The organism is Haemophilus parainfluenzae T3T1 (assembly GCF_000210895.1).
Taxonomy (GTDB): Bacteria; Pseudomonadota; Gammaproteobacteria; order Enterobacterales; family Pasteurellaceae; genus Haemophilus_D; species Haemophilus_D parainfluenzae_A.
In genome coordinates this window covers 349,533-369,266 of sequence record NC_015964.1, presented here as the reverse complement: position 1 = coordinate 369,266, position 19,734 = coordinate 349,533, and the positions used below count along the sequence as shown (strand labels likewise).

Genomic DNA, 19,734 nt, shown 5'->3' with positions numbered 1-19,734 from the left:
AAATGAGAAAAATATTGACCGCACTTTTATTGTTTTTGAGTCCATTGAGTTTTGCGCAAGAGAATGTGTCTTTGGCTGATGTTCCGTTGAAGACGTTGGATAATCAAACTGTCTCTTTATCACAATATCAAGGCAAACCGCTTTATATCAAAATGTGGGCATCTTGGTGTCCAATTTGCTTGGCAGGTTTAGCGGAAATTGACGATCTCAGTGCTGAAAAGAATCTTGATTTTAATGTGGTTACGATTGCCTCACCAGGACAAAAGAACGAACAAAATAGCCAAAAATTTATCAATTGGTATAAAGGCTTGGACTATAAAAATATCACGGTATTATTGGATGAAAAGGGGGAAATTATTAAACGTGCCAATGTGTTAGGCTATCCGTTTAATTTACTATTGGATAAGGATTTAAATCTTATCAAAGTCCAGCCAGGTCATTTGAATTCAGATCAAATTAAACAATTTGTGAAGGAATAAAAAAGTGCGGTCATTTTTGACCGCACTTTTATTATTGGCTTGATTATGCAAATGCCTGTAATTCAGGATTGATTGGGGTTTCAGCGATATTATTCACATAGTTACATAATGTGGCGAGGCTGACACCTAAAATCACATCAATGGCATTTTCTTGAGTATAACCTGCATCAAAGAATGCTTTAAGCTGTGCTTCAGTTAATTTTGCTTTTTGCAAAATAACGGCAAGGGTGAAACGCGCTAAAGTATCGAGTTTTTTATCACTTTCAATACGAGCAGTTGCACGAATTTGGTTTACAAGCTCTTCTTCAAGTTTTAATACTTTTAAAGCGATCTTCGTGTGGCCAGCTACACAGAAACCACATCCATTGACTACGGCAGCGGTAATTTGCACCACTTCGCGTTCTGTTGCCGTTAAGCTGTTACGACCATTAATACCGCCTACCGTGCGATAAGTTTCAAGTGCAGTAGGGGCATTCGCGAGAACACCAATTAAATTTGGAATAAACCCATTGGCATTTTGTACGGCTTTCAAAGCTTCTTGTGCCGCTTCAGGTGCTGATTCAATGGTGTGAATTTTAAATTGAGACATAAACTACTCCTAAGGGATAAATCATAAATTTCCGCTTGATAATACCTTTCTCATTTAAATAAGAAAAAGAAGAAAAGCTTATTTCATATAGCTAAAAGTTATGATTATTCTTGGGTAAACCAATCTTCTGTTTTTGTATTTACGTCAAATACTTGTCCTAACAATGGCGTAAGTGTATTCACTCCCAGTGTTTTTGCCATTGGTACGCTTTTAAGCACAGGCTCATTCCACGTATGCAAGGCAAGGGGATAAGCGCCCCAGTGAATGGGCATAAATCTTGTTGGTTGTAGTTTTGCCGCAAGTTGTGCGGTTTGCTCAGGGAAAAGATGGTTATTAGGCCATCTTTCGTCATATTGTCCGTTCTCGATAAACGCAATATCAATTTTGCCAACACGGCTGGCAATTTCATCAAAATGTTTGCCTTGGGCGGAATCACCATGGAAGTAAAAACGTTCTTCATTTTGACCGCGCTTATGCTCTATTAAAAAACCAGACCATAATGCTTTGTTATGATCAAACAAGCCACGGCTAGAATCATGTCTTGCAGGTAATGCAGTATATTTTACGCCATTGCGTTCAGTACTTTGCCACCAGTCTAATTCAGTAATTCTAGCCGCATCTATTCCCCATTTTTGTAAAATTACGCCCATTCCTAAAGAAACCACAAAATGACTTTGTGTTTTCATTAATTTCTCGATGCTTTCTTGTTCTAAGTGATCGTAATGACTATGTGAAAGCAGCACGACATCTATAGGCGGTAATTCTTCAATTTCTGCCACAGGTGGTTGAAAACGGTGCATCATTATTGGCACTGGAGACGCACTATTTCCAAAAAGTGGATCGGTAATGATGGTTTGATTGCCAATACGCATAAGTAGCGTTGAATGTCCAAACCACATAAAGCGACTCTGTTCAGCTGGCGCTAATAACTCGGTCCAATTTGGTTTGACCGTTGGTAATGGTTTTTTCGGGTGAAAATCTTTTTCATGAAATGTCATTTCCCAAAGCGCACTTGCAACATTTATTGGTGCGCGTTGAGGTTCTGCATTATAGAAAGTTTGTGTATCAGGATCATAATGATCACTCTTCGGATATACCGGATAAGTTGGCAGATAAAACCAATAGCTGACAAATGCGGCAATTCCCGCAAGAGTAATGAGTTTCTTTGTATGTCTCATCTTTAAAGGATATTTTCCAAATATAAATTTGGCAGCATTATACCTTTAAATGTGTTTTGACGACAGACAGTAATCTCTCTAACTCTTTTTTGCCTTTTTCGGAAAGGACTTTGTTGTCGCGCAACATTTGGGTGGCACGAGCTTCAATAAAGCGAAGGTAATCACTGTTTTGGGTTTCTTGGAATTGCTTCTCGGCTAATTGCATTTCAGTGAAATCTTTATTGGTTTGAGCAATCAGCATTTTTTGTCCGATTAATACAATTAATGCGGCAATTAAAGCGATGACGGCGCCATAGCCATTAGTGGGGTAATAAAGAATGCCCGCCAGAACAAAAAGTGCGGTCACTAAATTGGATGAATTTTTAATATAGCCTTCAGCCGGTGGTGGCTTGATGAGATCTTTCCAGTTCATAGGATTTATATGTCATGCTAAAAAATTTGCCTTCCCTCAAGCGAAAGAGGGAAGGCAATATCATAATATATTACGCTAACACACCAAAATGATAGCCTAAAATACCTACGCCGAATAAGGCGAAGATGATGTACATGGCGTTGATTTTTTTACGTAATAAATACATACATAAGAAGGTTAAACCTAACGCTGCAAGGCCAGGGAGAAGATCGTTTAACACGCTTTGTACGGTGGTCACCACTTCTTCGCCCATTTGGTTTTTATAGCGGGAAAGTTCTAATGGAATATTAATACTTGTCCATTTCGATACCAGTGAGCCCATGACAAAGAGACCGAGGATAGATGCCCCCTGCGTCAATTTTTGTAAGCGACCGCCGCCCATATCGTTAACGATGGTGGTGCCTTTTTCATAGCCATATTTAAAGCCATACCAACGGGTTAAGCCGCGGCAAAGGTTGATACCGATGAAGAAAAGTAATGGCCCTAAAAGGCTACCGGTAATGGCTAAACCTGCACCAAGTGCGGCCAATACAGGACGTAATGTTCCCCAGAAAATTGGGTCACCCACACCGGCTAATGGGCCCATTAAACCGACTTTCACCCCGCTGATTGCTGAGTCATCAATATCGTTACCGTTCGCACGTTCTTGTTCCATCGCCGCAGTAACACCAATGATAGATGATGCTACCCAAGGTTGGGTGTTGAAGAATTCTAAGTGGCGTTTTAATGCCGCTGCTTGATCTTCTTTTTTGCTGTAAAGACGTTTAATGGCTGGGATCATCGATACACAGAAACCCATTGCTTGCATACGTTCAAAGTTGAAGGAACCTAGCAAGAAAGTTGAACGCCAGTAAGTGCTACGAATATCGCCTTTTGTTAATGATTTTTTAGTTTGTTCAGTCATAATTTCTTCCTTATAGTCCTTCAAGTTCATCGTCAGCTAATTCACGTTTTGCAACTGCTTGTGGTGCAGTAGATTGATGGAAACGTGGGTTTAATTGAATATAAATCATCGCTAAGCATGTGCCTAAAATACCGAGACCTACAAGGTTGTAATTGGTGAAAGAGGCGATCACGAAGCCTAAGAAGAAGAATGGCATTAATGCGCCTGCACGCATCATATTGATTACCATCGCATAACCGACGACCACGATAAAGCCACCGGCGATTTGTAAACCGCGAGTGACTACTTCAGGAATCGCGTTCAATGCTTCGGTCACCGTATCCGTACCTGCCACTAATGCAACGAAGAAGGTTGGAATTGCCACACGTAACGCTTGTAACGCAAGACCGCTAAAGTGACAGAATTCAATGCCACGGAAGTTCGCTTTTGCGGCAAAATCATCGGCTTTATGTTGAAGGAAGATAGTTAAAGTACGAACGAAGATGGTTAATACTTGACCTGCTGCCGCTACCGGAATTGCAATCGCTAATGCGCTCCCTTTATCTTGGCCGCCTTTGATGACGAGAATCGTTGCAATCACACTGGCTAATGCCGCATCTGGTGCCATTGCTGCACCCACGTTCATCCAGCCTAATGCCACTAATTCAAGGGTACCACCGACAATAATACCGGTTTCTAAATCACCTAATACTAAGCCGATTAGGGTACAAGCAACTAAAGGACGATGGGTTTGACGTTCGTCCAATACACTCCCCATACCGCAAATGGCGGCAACGAGCGTGACTAAAATAATTTCCATTGTTGTCATAATGAATTGTCCTCGTAATTAAAATTGAATCGCATCAAGCTCTTTGTGTGTGAGCATTGATTTCGGGCTGCTCGCCACTTGTTGTAAGCTTAATTCCACGCCTTTATCTAAAAGCTGTTTAAATGCCGCCACATCAGTTGGATTGACAGCAACTGCTTGGGAAAGCATTTTGTCGCCTTCACGGAACGTCATACCGCCCACGTTGACTTTATCAATTTTCACACCGCCTTCGATTAAGCGCACGATATCTGTTGGATTAGTCACTAACCAAAGAATGTTTTTTCCCGCATATTTCGGGTTGTGATACACTTTAATGGCTTTTTCCACAGGAATCACATAAGCTTTTAAATGTTCAGGCGCGATTTGAAGTAATAAATCACGACGAAGCGCATCGTTCGCCACATCATCATTTATCGCAAAAATGGCTTCGCATTTCACTGCTTTCGCCCAAGAGGTTGCCACTTGACCGTGGATTAAACGGCTATCAATACGCAATAAGGAAATGTTCATATTGCCAGAAAGTGCGGTTGGATTTGGAGCGGTTTTTGGTGCTTCAGCTGGTTTAGCAGCTGGCGTTGGAGCAGGCTTGCTTTCTTTAGGTTGACGGAAGGATTTCACAGCAGCGACCCCGACTTCTTTCGCGGTTTCTATCAATTCATCTAAGCTAGCGCCATCTTTAGCATCAAGCACTTCTAGCAACATCGGTAGATTAATGCCGGTGACGATATCGGTATTATCTCTTTCACTGGCGACTCGGCTTGCCGCGTTATAAGGGCTACCACCAAATAAATCGACCAAAAAGAGCACCGGTTCATTTTCAGGCAGCGTGGCAATAATCGCATTGTATTTCTCGATTAAATGCTCACCGCCTTCACCCGGTAAGAAAGTCACGACATGGCAGTTTTCATCTTCGCCATACACCATAGCGGCGGAATTGACGATTTCTTCAGAAAACTTACCGTGCGTTGCAACGATAATGTGGGTCATGGATATTCCTCCCATTGAGTTGATAAAATCAGTCTATTTTGCTTTCAATACGCATTACGCAAACGATTGCTCCGAATGGAGCTTAGTGTATGGATTTGAAGATTAGCGTCAAATAAAGAATAGTCAAATAGTGATCAAGATCAAATAAACAGGTAAGATGACTTACAACTTTTGAGGTATTTGTGAATTAAGTACAAAGTGCGGTTGATTTTGGGATGATTTTTGCCGAATAGAAAGCATTTCACGGCAAATTAGAAAAGGTTAAAATAAACCAAATTTTATGTTGGGAGTTTCGATGTTTTTTGTTTATCTCATCGTCGCTTTAGCGGCGGGCGTAGCACTCGCCACGCAATCAGCGATTAATACGCAATTAGCGAAAGCCATGAGTGGCGAAGCGGTGATTGCCACCTTTATTTCTTTTGCGGTAGGCACGATTTTTCTCTTTTTTATCGCATTGGCTAAAACTGATTTATGGGGCAATCTATCCACGATCCCATCACAACCTTGGTGGAAATTAATTGGAGGGGTACTCGGCGCAGTTGTTGTGTTCACAACCGTTTTGCTTGCACCTAAATTGGGGATTACTGCGATGTTATTTTTTATCATCGTTGGACAATTAATTACGGCAACAACTATCGATCATTTTGGTCTTATTGGTATGCCGATCCGAGAAGTAAATATCACGAAACTCATCGGATTAATCATTGTTGCCTTTGGATTGGTGTTTTATTTCTTTGGAGATAAGTTGGTTGAGCTATTTGGGGCGAGATAGGATAGAATACGCCTCTGTTCATTTATTTATCGCGTAATTGGGGAAACTATGCGAAAGCGTTGCCTGTGGGCGTTGATTATTTTGTTGCTGTTAATTGTAGTAAGCGTTGGCTTAGTACGCGTTTTTGCGACCCCAAAACGTGTAGCGCAACTAACTAATCATTTTTTAGCGCCGCATTATCACATTGAATTAGCCGATGATTGGCAATGGGAAACAACAGGTTTAACGCTGCCAGAGTTAAAAGTGAAAACAGATCAATGTACGCTTGTAAACCTGAATAATACTCAGGTGACTTGGTGGAATACGCATAGTCTTGATGTTGAAAAGGCTAGCTTGAATTATGATTGTTTAACCCATTTACCCAGTGATAATGCTGAAAAAACACCACCAAATTTGACCGCACTTTGGGCGGCATTACCGATTTCCCACGTTAACGTTAAACACTTTCAATTAACGGATGCCGAAGCCTTGACACAAGGGGCTTTAAAACCTTTCTTATCAGCTGATTGGGCGTTAGACGCAAACTATAACGGCAACCAATTAGCACTCGAAGCCCAAGCGAATAATGATGGGCTTGAGCTGCATCATCAATCCACTGTTACGCTGAGAGATGGGATCTTCCAATGGACGGGCAATACCGATATTAAACAAGCGGGCGATAAAAACTACGATCTTCATTTCACTGCAAATTTTGAGCCCGATCTTTCTCAACTTCCTCAACAAGGAAATGTTTTATTCAATTGGAATAACCCAGAACTAGCCGTCACAAAAGGCGAGGCAAAAGTGTCGTGGCAAGGTGCGGATGGTCAGTTAAATGTTCAAGATTTAACGGCAAATTCGCCGTTGTTGGATGTGCCTTTCGTCTTCACCAAAGACGGTTTGGATATTTCATGGGGGAAATTTTATTGGACCTTTGACAGCTATCAACCGATTAAAGGCTTCCTTGGCTTATCTATTCACCGTGCGGCAGAAGGCTTGTTGCCATTAAGCATTGATATGAACGTGATCTTGCAAACCTTTGGTGAAATGGGCAAAGGGGAGATCGTGATTTCAGGAAAAAATGGTGAAATCGGTGGGGGTGATGACAATAATGAATTGGATTTTGAGCTGAAAACTCGCGGGGATTTGCGTTATAACTCGACTGTGGCACTCACCAATTTAACTTATCATTTTGGCGGGATTTTTACGCATCCCGTGGTGTATTTTTATCCGGGGTCGGTCTTTAAAATGGATACTGTGCAACCCGATACCAAATTGCATGTTCGTTTACCGTTAGATGACATTATTATCGGTCGTTACGGCTTAGAAGGGCGTTTGCAAGCAACGTTGAATGGCACAACCCCGCAGTTTGAAAATCTCAATTTAAAATTAGACGGAAACGCCCACGAGTTTATTGCCGGTATTAAAACCGTGTTTGACTTCCGAGATGAAGAACATAAGTTACAGTCTGTGGAAAAACAAGCGACAAACCGTTGGGATTGGACAATCAATGGCAGTGCAAACTGGAAATCCTTAAATACGCCAGTCAAAATGGAAGGAAAAGGCTTTTGGGAAGCGGATCACATTGAATTAAATCAGCTTTCTGCACGTTCTAATGAAGTAAAAATGAAAGAGGTGAAAATGGCACCGCTTTCGTTGGAACTCAAAGACCGACTTCGCTGGGATTATGAAAAAGAGCATATTCGTGGTTTGTTACAAGCAAAAACGGATTGGGTTGAATTGGCTTATGGCGGTCGTTTTGTTTCACCGATTTTCGGTTTAGGTATTGAAGGGAAAAGCATCAATCATTTCAATCTGGCAGGGGATTTAAAAGCGGGTGAACTTGGTCCGTTGGATGTATCAGCCGTGTATCAGAATACTGCACTTTCAGGCAAAATTAGCTGGAAAGAACAATCTGCAAAAGTATTCCAATCACTTTTCCCTCAACAATGGAATTGGATAATTCATGAGGGCAGCATTAAAGGACAAAGTGAATTCGCAATCAATGGCAATGGCGTGAAGATGAAGGGGGAGCTGAACCTGAAAAACGGTAAAATCACCATGCCAGATGGTGAGATTTATGGCTTGAATATTCGTTTCCCAATGAATTATGAAAACGAGGCATTGCAAGTGGCTTCGAGCAAACCAATCCATATTTCGACTCACAATATTCGCTATGGTGCGCTTTCCGTCGCAAATGGAGAATTGGATTTGTTTGGGCGTTATCCGAATACCATGAAAAATCCGCTTACCTTGAGAAATGTGAAACTTTCCTTATTTGATGGTGTTTTGACGGTGCCTCAGCTCAGTTTCCCTCAAAGCAAAATGGCGACGCTTTCTTTTACCAATATTGATTTAGCCCAAGTATTAGCTTTAGCACAATATAATCAAGTAAGCTTAACCGGCCGTGCCAATGCAGTAATGCCATTTTGGCTGGGACATAAGGAATGTTTGATTTGTAATGGCACATTGGAACAAGTGGGGAATGTATCCATCAAATTAACCGATGAAATGGTGAAAGGGCTGAAAAAAGGCGGTTGGACAGAAAATATTCTGGTGGATTTATTAAAAGAAATGGAACTGCAAAATTCCCATGCAGCTGTGACGCTCGATCCTAAAGGGCAAATGACGTTGCGTGCGAGCATTAGTGGATTTAATCCAACCAAGCGAACCAATAATCCGATAACGTTAAATTATACGCACCAAGAAAATATGTTTGAATTGTGGAATATGATTGACTACGGCTCGCAATTTGAACAAAATCTGCAATATAAACTTTATAAGAAATTAGACAAAGACAAATGATAAAACACCTTAAATTTCAACCGCACTTTTTTATTTTTGCGGCAATGTTTACACTTACAGCTTGCACACCAACCATTCAATTGGACACACCAAAGGAAGGCATCACCATTAATATGAATGTGGTGGTGGACCACAATATTAAAGTGGAAATGGATGAGAAATCTCAAAAAGCTGTGGGTGAGGTAGAGCCTGCGAAGAAATAATTGAATGAAAAAAACAATCTAAAAGATTGTCTTTTTTATGCCGGAGTTAGATTAATAAGGCATTAGAATAGTGTTTGTTTTAAGGTATTTTTCATTATTTTCAATTTATATTTTATATAAAAATTTATTTTTAATTTTTTTAAAGTCATTTTCAATAATATTGATATAATTTTTTGAAGATGGTTCAAAATGATTTAGATAATTTAATAATCCTAAAATTTGTATTCTTAGTGCTTTTATTCGTTGGAATTGTTTTTTATTGAAAGTCTTTTTCTTACAAGCATCTTTCCATTTTTTGAATAATACTCTTCGTTTCTTGTAATGTTCATTAGCTCCAATAGATTTATCTCCATCAATAAAAATACCTGTCACAGACTTTGGTTGCCCTTTATAACTCAATTTTGTTTTATGTTCACTCACTTTAAAACCATATTCTTCAATGATTTTATAAACTTTATATTTAAAGGTTGGAGTAACTTCAGCCCCTGAGAATGATATATCATCAACCCATAAACTCATTTTTATATTTTTTGAAATTGCAAGATTATATAAATCATTAAATAGCCCCTGATTTACTAAGAAAGCCAACCTCATACTAATTTGGCTTCCTGTAGGGATATGGTCGTTTATGGTGCAAAGATGAGCTAATATGTCAGCTATTTCAGTAGAACAAAGTAGTCTATATCGAAAAAATTTAAATACTTTTATATAAGTGGTAGATGGGAAGAATTTAGATATATCGATATTTAATAATATATCGCATCCTAAATGTACACTTGCATTATCATATACTGTACAATTTTTCTTATCTGAAAAAAGATAATCTGGCGTTATAATTGCTCGAAGATGATTTGCTATACAATTGTGGATTAAATATAACGATAGGTCTTTGCTTGGGGTTTGAATATTTCTTCCATTGGAGGTTTTAAACGTGTAATAATTACCAGGAAAATTAAGAATATCCTCTAAAATTTCTCGTTCAACTTTTAGTATATTCAATAATTTATCAACAGAATATAGTTTAAAAAAAGGACTTTGTGTCAGTTCATATTCTTTGGTCTGGGTAATATGTAGCTTCTTAAACTTTTTTTTCATCTTGTGAAACTTTCCATTCCATTATTCTAAGTATCTTATCAGCAACAAATGCACGGATAGCCTTGCTAAATGGTTTTTCATTTTCTAACTGTTCAGAAAAAAGTAGAATTTGAGATGTTTTAATTTCAAATATTGATGAGTACTTATCTAAGATTTCTATTGAAATTGTATTTTTACCAGATTCAATTTCAGATAAATGAGATGGTGAAATATCAAGCAAAAAAGCCATATCTTTCTGTTTGATTTTATTATATTGCCTAATTAGTTTAAGTGCTTTGGGTAACATAACATTGCTCTTTAAAATTTAGGGGTTTTCAAATCAAAAAAAATTCCAAAAAAGATCCAACAATTTATCAATTAAGTTGGCAATCTTAGTAATATACTCAAGTAAAAGTAACAGACATTGAAGAAAATTTTTCTTTTGTTTTGTTTTCTTTTTCTTTGATGTATTGTTTCGGCGTTGTTTTTTGATTAACGAATGCAAAAGGTTGTGTTGTTGGTAATATTTCATAAATATTCCTCTTGTTATTCCTACTCCCTCTAAAGCCCAATGCTTTAAACTCGGTAGTGTCATCTAAATAACAAGCCTGCTTTAGCATTCTCAACCCCTAACCTTGAACAGCTTGCCTCGTCATCGGGCAAGCTATAGGACTGATACTATTTATTTGAACTAATGAACAAACTCAAATATGCGCATAGCCCCTAAGATTGTTAGGATTTCTCCCGATTCAAATGAATCTATATACTTCACTGATGACTATCAGAAAATACACAACGAGAGAATTCTAATTCATTAGATTTTAGATTGCAATAAAAAATTCGGAATATGTGAATTTTTGTATGTTACGGAGAGTGGAAATAGCCATTCTTGTAATCAATCTCTTGTGCTTTTTTTGTACTTTTATCAATTTATCTTAAATCTAACAGGCATTAGGGGAATGTAACCTATCCGTTAGAATAAAAATCTAAAATAAACCGCACATTGACAAGAGAACAGCTACACAACAGAATCTTTATCTTCTAATTTTCCCCCACTAAAACCGACGTCATGCTGAGCGATCCTGCAATCAGGTTATCGTTGAAAAACGTAATATCGTCTTGCGGTTCGCGTAATGCCATGATGTACAGCAATGGCAAGTAATGATCTGGCGTAGGCACAGAAAGCTCGGCTTTTTCACCTAACTGGTCATAATGCACCAAAGTTTCATCATCTTGTGTCGCAATCGCCTGATTGGCTGTTTCACGGAAAGCAAACGCCCAGTCATAACCCGCGCCGATTTGATCAATATGTTCCCAGCTTATCGCTCTTAGATTATGCACAATATTGCCACTGCCAATAATCAACACACCTTGTTCGCGCAAAGCAGATAATTTTTTCGCCAAATTGAAATGCCATTCTGCCGATTGCAAACGGTTAAGGCTAAGTTGCACCACAGGAATATCGGCATTGGGATAGAGATATTTCAACACCGCCCATGCACCATGATCAAAACCACGCGTTGGATTTAGCTCAACATTTTCTGGCTGTAATAATGACTGCACTTGCTTTGCTAACTCAGGCGAACCGGGCGCAGGATATTGCACTTGGCTGAGTTCATCAGGAAAACCGTAGAAATCGTAAATCATTTCAGGGTATTCACCTGATGTCACCTGCAAACGGCTGCTGTACCAATGCGCTGAAATCATCAAAATGGCTTTTGGTTTTGGAAAGTTTTGTGTAATTAGGCTGAAATTCTGATTGAACGGATTTTCTTTATCTAACACGTTCATCGGGCTACCATGCCCAACAAACAATACAGGCATTTTTTTCATAATTTTCTCCTCGTTATTTGATGGGGCAGATTGTACGGTTAAATCTTTGTGTGAAAAATACTACTTTATGAACAACATCTTTTACTAATCAGAAATAATGAATAATAAGGTTTAGAGAGATTGATGTGTTAACTAAGGTAAATATTACAAAGCGCGGTTAAATTTTACGAAAATTTTACTTAATTTTTACTTTATTTACAGTTTATTATCTTTATATTTAGGCGTATGATGGCAATTAGTTTTACATACCCCCTAAATTTATTTAGGTAAATATATTATTTCTATTTAATAGGAGATTGAATAATGAAAAAATTATTCACAGCGGTACTTTCTGCGGCAGCCATTGCTGTACCTTTTTTTGCTTCTGCGAATACTGCGCCACAAACAGAACAAAGTGCAGTACAACCGGAAAAAGCAAAAGGTGTTTGGATTGATGTGCGTTCAGCCGAGGAATTTAACGCAGGTCATTTACAAGATGCGGTGAATATTCCACATGATAAAATCATTGAAGGTGTTAAAGCGATTGGCTCAGATAAAGATGCACCGATCAACCTTTACTGTCGTAGTGGTCGCCGTGCCGAAGCTGCACTCACTGAGCTGAAAAATGCAGGCTATACCAATGTAACCAACCATGGCGGTTATGAAGATTTGGTTAAAAAAGGTTTGAAATAGATAACATATTATTTAAAGCAAAAATCCCCTAGATTCAGAATTTAGGGGATTTTTATTATAAAGTGCGGGCAGATTTTCGTTTACTAAATACAATAATCTTCTTTTAATAAGTGACGATAGGCATAAAGATAAGATGCGCCGACAAATGCTGCACCACCCGTGACATTGCCTAAAAAGACAGGAATCATATTGAAGAAGAATTGGCTCCAAGTTACATTAGCACCAGCAAAAATCCCGGCAGGAATAATAAACATATTAGCGACAAAGTGTTGTAATCCGATAAGCACAAAAATCATCACTGGGAACCATATGGCTAGGATACGACCGGAGGTTTGTTTGGCACCAAAATAGAACCAAATACCCATGCAGACCATCCAGTTACAGGCAATAGCAGAAATAAAGGCGCGACCAAAATCCATTTGCACTTTAGCTTCGGCGATAGCAATGGTTTTAGCTGAGGCGGCCCCTTCTGATAAACCGACATAATGCCCTAAGAAATATGCCATAAACAGCGCACCGAGCAGATTGCCCAAACTCACTACAATCCAGTTACGAAATAATTTTTTAAGGCTTACTCTTTTTGTTAAACGGCCTAATGCCATCATCATCATATTTCCCGTGGCTAATTCACCACCACCGATTAGAATACAAATCAAACAAATAGGAAACACGGCCGCACCAAGTAATGTTGATAGGCCACTCCACTCTGGAGGAATACCGCTCACGACTTTTAAATAGGCCATATAACCAAAACTCACATAACCGCCACCTAAAAAACTTAAAATAGCCAGTGTTTTTAGGTGTCCTTCCGACTTAGCATAACTTTTATCAATAACATCTTGTAAGATTTCGTGGGGATAAAGATCGCGATGCTGCATAATTGTACCTCTAGTGAAAATAAGACGGTAAAAATGTAGCAAACCGCATAGCAAAACCGAAAGAATTGTTAAATATATGTACTGATTTTTAGTTATAACAAAATTGAATAATAATCCGAACCTAAAATTAGGTGTCTAGGTTCTTTTTTGAGGGGCAAAGAGCGGTCGGTAGTGGAACAATGTCGCCCAAGTTAGAAACGGTATAAGGAAACATCGTCTGTTACATTTTTCTATAAATCAAAATCCGCGTAAATTCAGTCGGGTAGTCCAATCTGAATGTCGTACTGGGTGAATGGTAGAGACGAAACTCAACGGTAACGTTAGGGTATTTATCGATAGAAAATTCATAGGAAGTGAAAAAATATGTGGTTTCATCAAAAACTGTTCTCAATGTTTCTGATTTTTCCTCACTTTTTTTAAGGTTCAGATGAAAGTAGTTTGTCAATTCATCTTTGTCAAATAGGATATTTATTGAGCCTTTGCTTTCATCCCAATAGAGATTAAGTTTCGTATTCTGTTTTAACTCTTTAGGTACAACCAAATGAACCTTTGATTTTTCCAAAGTGTAGCTTGTATAACCATTTTTCATGTTTGTATGAGTAAGAACCTTGATATTCCTACGTTTATATTGCAATGAATCAGGATCAATAGATTGTTTTTTCTCCATAATTTCAGATGCAATATCAATCATTTCTGCTAAATAGGCTTTTTCCAATTGGATTTCTGTTTGTGTCATGGAAAATATATTTTTCGAATAGAACAATAAAAAAATAACAGATAATTTCGAAAGAATTTGTTTAAAATTTTCCATATATTCTTACTCCTGAAGATGTTCAAAGGAAATAAAGCAAAGATACATCGTGTTCTTTTTTCTGTTTCTAGTAATGTTGCTTATCTAAGATATGTTCTCCTTGATATTTATACTATTTTCCAGTATTCAAATAAAGATATATTAGATTCGGATGCTGTGCAATAAATTGAGTATTTATTGTGTTTTAGTGCTTGAGCGAGATAAGGCGCACGAATAATTGATGTCAAAATGAGAGATAAAAAAGAGACCTTTCAATGAAAGGTCTCTCTTCGTATTGATAATCTTGTATTAATACAATTTAGAATGGAATGTTATCATCAAATGCGTCCATTGGTGGCTCAGCTTGTGGAGCTGGCGCAGATTGTGCTGGACGAGATTGATAGCTTGGTTGTGGTGCTGATTGTGCAGGTGCAAAGCCGCCCATATCTTGATTGCGACCACCTAACATTTGTAAGTTATCACCTTGGATTTCAGTGGTGTAACGATCTTGGCCATTGTTATCTTGCCATTTACGGGTTTTTAAACGACCTTCAACATAAACTTGTGAACCTTTGCGTAAGTATTGACCTGCAATTTCTGCTAAACGACGATATAACACGATACGGTGCCATTCGGTCACTTCACGGCGTTCGCCTGTGTTTTTATCTGTCCAGCTTTCACTTGTTGCCACACTGATATTTGCTACCGCTTCGCCATTTGGCATCGTGCGGATTTCAGGATCATTACCTAAATTACCCACGATGATTACTTTATTAATACCTGCCATAGAATCCTCTATATTTTAGAAATAAGGTGAAAAATTTTGGTTATTTTGCCTTAAAAGAAACAAAAGATCCATAAAAATTAACTGGATATTTGCACAGATATTGAAATATGCGATAATGGTCGCAATTTTTGAATTTATTTTCTTAAGGCAATCGCTTTTTTTATGGATACTATCGACATTCGTGGGGCTAGAACTCACAACCTCAAAAACATCAATTTAACCATTCCGCGCGATAAATTAATTGTGATTACAGGTTTGTCCGGTTCGGGCAAATCTTCTTTAGCATTTGATACGCTTTATGCGGAAGGGCAGCGCCGTTATGTGGAATCGCTCTCTGCTTATGCGCGTCAGTTCCTTTCTTTGATGGAAAAACCGGATGTAGATTCAATTGAGGGTTTGTCGCCGGCGATTTCTATTGAGCAAAAATCCACTTCTCATAACCCGCGTTCAACCGTGGGGACTATCACCGAAATTTATGATTACTTGCGTTTGCTGTTTGCTCGCGTAGGGGAACCACGCTGTCCGGAACATGATGTGCCATTAACGGCACAAACCATCAGCCAAATGGTGGATAAAGTCCTAAGCTTGCCTGAAGAAAGCAAAATGATGTTGCTTGCGCCGGTGGTGAAAAATCGTAAAGGTGAGCATGTTAAGCTGTTAGATAGCTTGGCGGCACAAGGTTATATTCGTGCAAGAATTGATGGTGAAATCTGTGATTTATCTGATCCGCCAGAACTTGCTTTACAGAAAAAACATACCATTGAAGTGGTGGTGGACCGTTTTAAAGTGCGGTCAGATTTAGCCACACGTTTAGCAGAATCTTTTGAAACGGCTTTGGAGCTTTCTGGTGGTACGGCTGTGGTGGCTGATATGGATAATCCTAAGGCTGAAGAATTAGTTTTCTCGGCAAACTTTGCTTGTCCGCATTGTGGTTATTCCGTGCCCGAATTAGAGCCTCGCTTATTCTCATTTAATAACCCGGCAGGGGCGTGTCCGACTTGTGATGGCTTAGGTGTTCAGCAGTTCTTTGATGAAAGCCGTGTGGTGCAAAATGAAAGCATTTCCCTCGCAGGTGGTGCGGTGAAAGGTTGGGATCGTCGCAATTTCTATTACTATCAAATGCTTACCTCGTTGGCGAAGCATTATAAATTTGATATTGAAACGCCATACGAAGATTTGTCACAAAAAATTAAAGATATTGTGATGCACGGTTCAGGCAAGGAAGAAATTGAATTCCAATACATGAACGACCGTGGCGATGTGGTGATCCGCAAACATCCTTTTGAAGGGATTTTGAATAATATGGCGCGCCGTTACAAAGAAACGGAATCCATGTCTGTGCGCGAAGAATTGGCGAAAAATATCAGCAATCGCCCTTGTGCAGATTGTGGTGGCTCGCGTCTTCGTCCAGAAGCTCGTAACGTATATATCGGTAATATTAACTTGCCACAAATTTCAGAGAAAAGCATTGGTGAAAGCCTTGAATTTTTCCAAGGGCTTACTTTAACCGGTCAAAAAGCACAAATTGCAGAAAAAATCCTGAAAGAGATCAGAGAGCGGTTAGAATTTTTAGTGAATGTGGGCTTGAATTATCTTTCCCTTTCTCGTTCTGCCGAAACCCTTTCGGGTGGTGAAGCGCAACGTATTCGACTAGCTAGCCAAATTGGTGCGGGATTAGTGGGCGTCATGTATGTGTTGGATGAGCCTTCTATCGGTTTGCATCAACGCGATAATGAACGTCTGTTAAATACGCTGATTCACTTGCGCAATTTGGGTAACACCGTGATCGTGGTGGAACATGATGAAGACGCCATTCGAGAAGCCGATCATATTATTGATATTGGCCCGGGGGCAGGTGTACACGGTGGCCAAGTGATCGCACAAGGCACAGCCAAAGAGATTATGGCAAACCCAAATTCAATTACAGGTAAGTTCTTATCGGGTGAAGAAAAAATCGAAATTCCGAAAAAACGAACCGCACTTGATAAAAGCAAACTTTTAAAATTAAAAGGCGCGACAGGGAATAACCTGAAAGGCGTGAATTTAGAAATTCCAGTGGGCTTATTTACTTGTATCACGGGGGTATCAGGTTCAGGCAAATCAACGCTAATCAATGATACCTTATTCCCACTGGCTCAAAATGCTTTAAATCGTGCGGAAAAAACGGATTTTGCGCCTTATAAATCCATTGAAGGCTTGGAGTATTTCGATAAAGTGATCGATATTAACCAAAGCCCGATCGGCCGTACACCGCGCTCTAACCCAGCGACTTATACGGGCTTATTCACGCCAATTCGTGAGTTATTTGCGGGCGTACCAGAAGCGCGCGCACGTGGTTATAACCCAGGACGTTTTAGCTTTAACGTGCGTGGTGGTCGTTGTGAAGCATGCCAAGGTGACGGTGTGCTTAAAGTTGAAATGCACTTCTTGCCGGATGTGTATGTACCTTGTGATCAATGTAAAGGTAAACGCTATAACCGTGAAACTTTGGAGATCCGATACAAAGGTAAAACCATTCACCAAGTGTTGGATATGACGGTTGAAGAAGCCCGTGAGTTTTTTGATGCGATCCCAATGATTGCGCGTAAACTACAAACCTTGATGGATGTTGGCTTGTCCTATATTCGTTTAGGTCAGTCTTCTACCACACTTTCAGGTGGTGAGGCACAACGCGTTAAGTTGGCAACAGAGCTTTCAAAACGCGATACCGGTAAAACCCTTTATATTTTGGATGAACCGACAACTGGTCTGCATTTTGCCGATATTAAACAACTTCTCGAGGTGTTACATCGTTTACGCGATCAAGGCAATACCATCGTGGTGATCGAACACAACTTAGATGTGATTAAAACCGCAGACTGGATTGTGGATCTCGGCCCAGAAGGAGGTAGCGGTGGTGGTAAAATCATCGCGACAGGTACACCGGAAGAAGTCGCCAAAGTTAAAGGTTCGCATACTGCGAGATTCCTAAAAGACATCTTGGCAAAAGGCTAGAAAAACTAACCGCACTTTTGAATATCATCAACGTGCGGTTATTTTTTCGGGTGTTTTAATGTTTGCTGCTGAAAGGTGGTTTAGCAAACCAAATGAGAACAACCAAGGAAATAAATGTTATCGCAGAGACTAAGAAGATTTCATTGGCACCGATGATAAATCCTTGGGCGGTGATTTGTCTGGCAAGATATGATGCCGTTTGTTCTTCGCTTAAACCAAAACTTCCCATAGTTTGGAAGAATTGTTGGGAAATCGGATTATATGGATTAATGACTTCCGTGAGTTGCGTGTGATGCACGGCTTCGCGGTTATACCAAATAAAAGTAGTAAGTGATGTGCCTATTGAGCCGGCAAGAGTTCGGAGAAAATTAAATAAGCTCGATGCCGAAGCCATTTTTTCGGGTGGTAAACCTGAAAGGGTAATGGTTGTCAGCGGCATAAAGAAACAGGCGACCGCTAACCCTTGCACAAATTGCGGTAATGCCACATCCATAAAGGTCATTTCTGGTTCAAAGGTCACGGCTCGCCAATAAAAGGTCAGCGCATAAACCATAAAACTGACGGTAATTAAAATCCGCATATCAATTTTATTGCCGAATTTCCCGATAATCGGCGCAAGTAGAATCGGCAATAATCCAACTGGCGCAGCCGCAAGCCCCGCCCATGTTGCTGTATAGTTGTAAACCTGTTGGAGTAGAAGCGGGATAAGCACGACCGTCCCTGAATACACCAAGAAAGCAAGGCTGGTTGAAACACAACCTACGGTGAAATTTCGAGATTTGAATAAGGAGACATCCACAACCGGATTATCGTCTGTGAGTTCCCAAATAATGAGGGCGATTAAACCTACCGCCGCGATAATGGTAAGCACCATAATTTCAGTGGAATTAAACCAATCTAGCTCACGACCTTGATCCAGCATTAATTGCAATGCACCCACACCGAGCGCTAACAAAATCAGTCCGACAGTGTTAACAGGTTGATGAGAAATTCTGCTTTCTCGGCCTTCTAAAATTTTCCAACTGATTAAGACAACGGCAAGCCCAATCGGAACGTTAATAAAGAAAATCCAACCCCAGTGAATATTATCGCTGATCCAACCGCCTAAAATAGGCCCACAAATCGGGGCGACCACGATCGTCATTGACCAAAAAGCTAATGCCATTCCGCGTTTTTCTGGCGGGTAGTTATTTAATAATAAACTTTGAGAAAGGGGAATGATGGGACCCGCTACTGCACCTTGAAGGACACGAAAAACGATCAACATTTCCAAACTGTGTGAAATGCCACAAAGCCAAGAGGCCAACACGAATAATAAGGTTGAGATTAAAAATAACCGCACTTCACCAAAACGTTTTGCTAGCCAGCCTGTAATCGGAATTGAAATAGCATTTGCCACACCAAACGAGGTGATCACCCAGGTTCCTTGACTCGACGATGCCCCCAAATCACCAGCAATAGTTGGAATGGCTACGTTGGCGATGGTGGAGTCTAACACGAGCATAAAGGTGGCTAATGAAAGCACCAATGTGAGCATCGCTAACGCACCGCCTTGTAGCGGCTTGAAATGAGATTGCGGCATAACGAAAC

At 39.7% G+C, this 19,734-nt stretch carries 20 protein-coding genes; 6 read left to right on the top strand and 14 right to left on the bottom strand.

Translation table 11 applies throughout. The annotated features are described in order from the left end of the window. The first annotated feature begins 2 nt into the window (after positions 1 to 2). A complete protein-coding gene (locus PARA_RS01815) occupies positions 3 to 479 on the top strand; it encodes a redoxin family protein (RefSeq protein WP_014064282.1) in 477 nt (158 codons plus the stop codon). 43 nt (positions 480 to 522) lie between these two features. On the opposite strand, the gene PARA_RS01810 is transcribed toward PARA_RS01815, so the two are convergent. From PARA_RS01810 to PARA_RS10225, 6 genes are all read right to left on the bottom strand, one after another. Next, positions 523 to 1,068 (bottom strand): carboxymuconolactone decarboxylase family protein, encoded by a 546-nt coding sequence (locus tag PARA_RS01810; protein WP_005695174.1) that lies wholly within the window; start codon positions 1,066 to 1,068, stop codon positions 523 to 525. A gap of 104 nt (positions 1,069 to 1,172) precedes the next feature. Then, entirely contained in the window at positions 1,173 to 2,246 is a 1,074-nt protein-coding gene (locus PARA_RS01805; protein ID WP_014064281.1) for an MBL fold metallo-hydrolase, read from the bottom strand. A 37-nt stretch (positions 2,247 to 2,283) separates the two neighbouring features. Then, the gene (locus PARA_RS01800; protein ID WP_014064280.1) at positions 2,284 to 2,658 is read right to left on the bottom strand and encodes a hypothetical protein; all 375 of its coding nucleotides are present in this window, start codon (positions 2,656 to 2,658) and stop codon (positions 2,284 to 2,286) included. A gap of 70 nt (positions 2,659 to 2,728) precedes the next feature. Further along, positions 2,729 to 3,562: a PTS mannose transporter subunit IID gene (gene manZ / locus PARA_RS01795; RefSeq protein ID WP_014064279.1), complete on the bottom strand. Its 834-nt coding sequence runs from the start codon at positions 3,560 to 3,562 to the stop codon at positions 2,729 to 2,731. 10 nt (positions 3,563 to 3,572) lie between these two features. Next, complete coding sequence (locus PARA_RS01790) at positions 3,573 to 4,370, bottom strand: PTS mannose/fructose/sorbose transporter subunit IIC (protein WP_005695178.1); 798 nt, start codon at positions 4,368 to 4,370, stop codon at positions 3,573 to 3,575. A gap of 18 nt (positions 4,371 to 4,388) precedes the next feature. Beyond that, positions 4,389 to 5,357: a mannose/fructose/sorbose PTS transporter subunit IIB gene (locus PARA_RS10225; protein ID WP_014064278.1), complete on the bottom strand. Its 969-nt coding sequence runs from the start codon at positions 5,355 to 5,357 to the stop codon at positions 4,389 to 4,391. 295 nt (positions 5,358 to 5,652) lie between these two features. Between PARA_RS10225 and PARA_RS01780 the strand changes: the two genes are divergently transcribed. From PARA_RS01780 to PARA_RS01770, 3 genes are read left to right on the top strand one after another with little or no spacing between them, the layout of a single operon-like run. Beyond that, a complete protein-coding gene (locus PARA_RS01780) occupies positions 5,653 to 6,129 on the top strand; it encodes a DMT family transporter (RefSeq protein WP_014064277.1) in 477 nt (158 codons plus the stop codon). A 48-nt stretch (positions 6,130 to 6,177) separates the two neighbouring features. Beyond that, on the top strand, positions 6,178 to 8,913 hold the full coding sequence (locus PARA_RS01775; protein WP_014064276.1) for a YdbH family protein: 2,736 nt from the start codon (positions 6,178 to 6,180) through the stop codon (positions 8,911 to 8,913). After that, positions 8,910 to 9,116 carry a YnbE family lipoprotein gene (locus tag PARA_RS01770; protein WP_005695183.1) on the top strand — a complete coding sequence of 69 codons (207 nt, stop codon included), beginning with the start codon at positions 8,910 to 8,912 and terminating at the stop codon, positions 9,114 to 9,116. The genes PARA_RS01775 and PARA_RS01770 overlap by 4 nt, the downstream gene beginning before the upstream one ends. A 105-nt stretch (positions 9,117 to 9,221) precedes the next feature. Here PARA_RS01770 and PARA_RS01765 read toward each other — a convergent pair whose 3' ends face one another. The 4 genes from PARA_RS01765 to ygiD form a co-directional block, all read right to left on the bottom strand. Beyond that, positions 9,222 to 10,211: a reverse transcriptase family protein gene (locus PARA_RS01765; RefSeq protein ID WP_014064275.1), complete on the bottom strand. Its 990-nt coding sequence runs from the start codon at positions 10,209 to 10,211 to the stop codon at positions 9,222 to 9,224. Beyond that, complete coding sequence (locus PARA_RS01760; protein WP_014064274.1) at positions 10,195 to 10,497, bottom strand: helix-turn-helix domain-containing protein; 303 nt, start codon at positions 10,495 to 10,497, stop codon at positions 10,195 to 10,197. The genes PARA_RS01765 and PARA_RS01760 overlap by 17 nt, the downstream gene beginning before the upstream one ends. A 97-nt stretch (positions 10,498 to 10,594) precedes the next feature. Next, positions 10,595 to 10,810: a hypothetical protein gene (locus PARA_RS10360; RefSeq protein WP_041918197.1), complete on the bottom strand. Its 216-nt coding sequence runs from the start codon at positions 10,808 to 10,810 to the stop codon at positions 10,595 to 10,597. Positions 10,811 to 11,231: 421 nt separating this feature from the next. Then, positions 11,232 to 12,023 carry a 4,5-DOPA dioxygenase extradiol gene (gene ygiD, locus PARA_RS01750; protein ID WP_014064272.1) on the bottom strand — a complete coding sequence of 264 codons (792 nt, stop codon included), beginning with the start codon at positions 12,021 to 12,023 and terminating at the stop codon, positions 11,232 to 11,234. Positions 12,024 to 12,326: 303 nt separating this feature from the next. Here ygiD and PARA_RS01745 point away from each other — a divergent pair, with 303 nt between their 5' ends. Next, a complete protein-coding gene (locus PARA_RS01745; RefSeq protein ID WP_014064271.1) occupies positions 12,327 to 12,695 on the top strand; it encodes a rhodanese-like domain-containing protein in 369 nt (122 codons plus the stop codon). An 83-nt stretch (positions 12,696 to 12,778) separates the two neighbouring features. Here the strand turns inward: PARA_RS01745 and PARA_RS01740 are convergent, their stop codons facing one another. From PARA_RS01740 to PARA_RS01730, 3 genes are all read right to left on the bottom strand, one after another. Beyond that, positions 12,779 to 13,573, bottom strand: coding sequence for a formate/nitrite transporter family protein (locus tag PARA_RS01740; protein WP_014064270.1), 795 nt, complete (start codon positions 13,571 to 13,573; stop codon positions 12,779 to 12,781). A 220-nt stretch (positions 13,574 to 13,793) separates the two neighbouring features. Further along, positions 13,794 to 14,384, bottom strand: a complete 591-nt coding sequence (locus tag PARA_RS01735) for a hypothetical protein (protein ID WP_014064269.1) — start codon at positions 14,382 to 14,384, stop codon at positions 13,794 to 13,796. A 298-nt stretch (positions 14,385 to 14,682) separates the two neighbouring features. Continuing rightward, entirely contained in the window at positions 14,683 to 15,150 is a 468-nt protein-coding gene (locus PARA_RS01730; RefSeq protein ID WP_014064268.1) for a single-stranded DNA-binding protein, read from the bottom strand. A 162-nt stretch (positions 15,151 to 15,312) separates the two neighbouring features. Between PARA_RS01730 and uvrA the strand changes: the two genes are divergently transcribed. Continuing rightward, the gene (gene uvrA / locus PARA_RS01725) at positions 15,313 to 18,144 is read left to right on the top strand and encodes an excinuclease ABC subunit UvrA (protein WP_014064267.1); all 2,832 of its coding nucleotides are present in this window, start codon (positions 15,313 to 15,315) and stop codon (positions 18,142 to 18,144) included. A gap of 55 nt (positions 18,145 to 18,199) precedes the next feature. Here uvrA and PARA_RS01720 read toward each other — a convergent pair whose 3' ends face one another. Continuing rightward, positions 18,200 to 19,726, bottom strand: coding sequence for a DHA2 family efflux MFS transporter permease subunit (locus PARA_RS01720; RefSeq protein WP_014064266.1), 1,527 nt, complete (start codon positions 19,724 to 19,726; stop codon positions 18,200 to 18,202). Positions 19,727 to 19,734 lie beyond the last annotated feature (8 nt).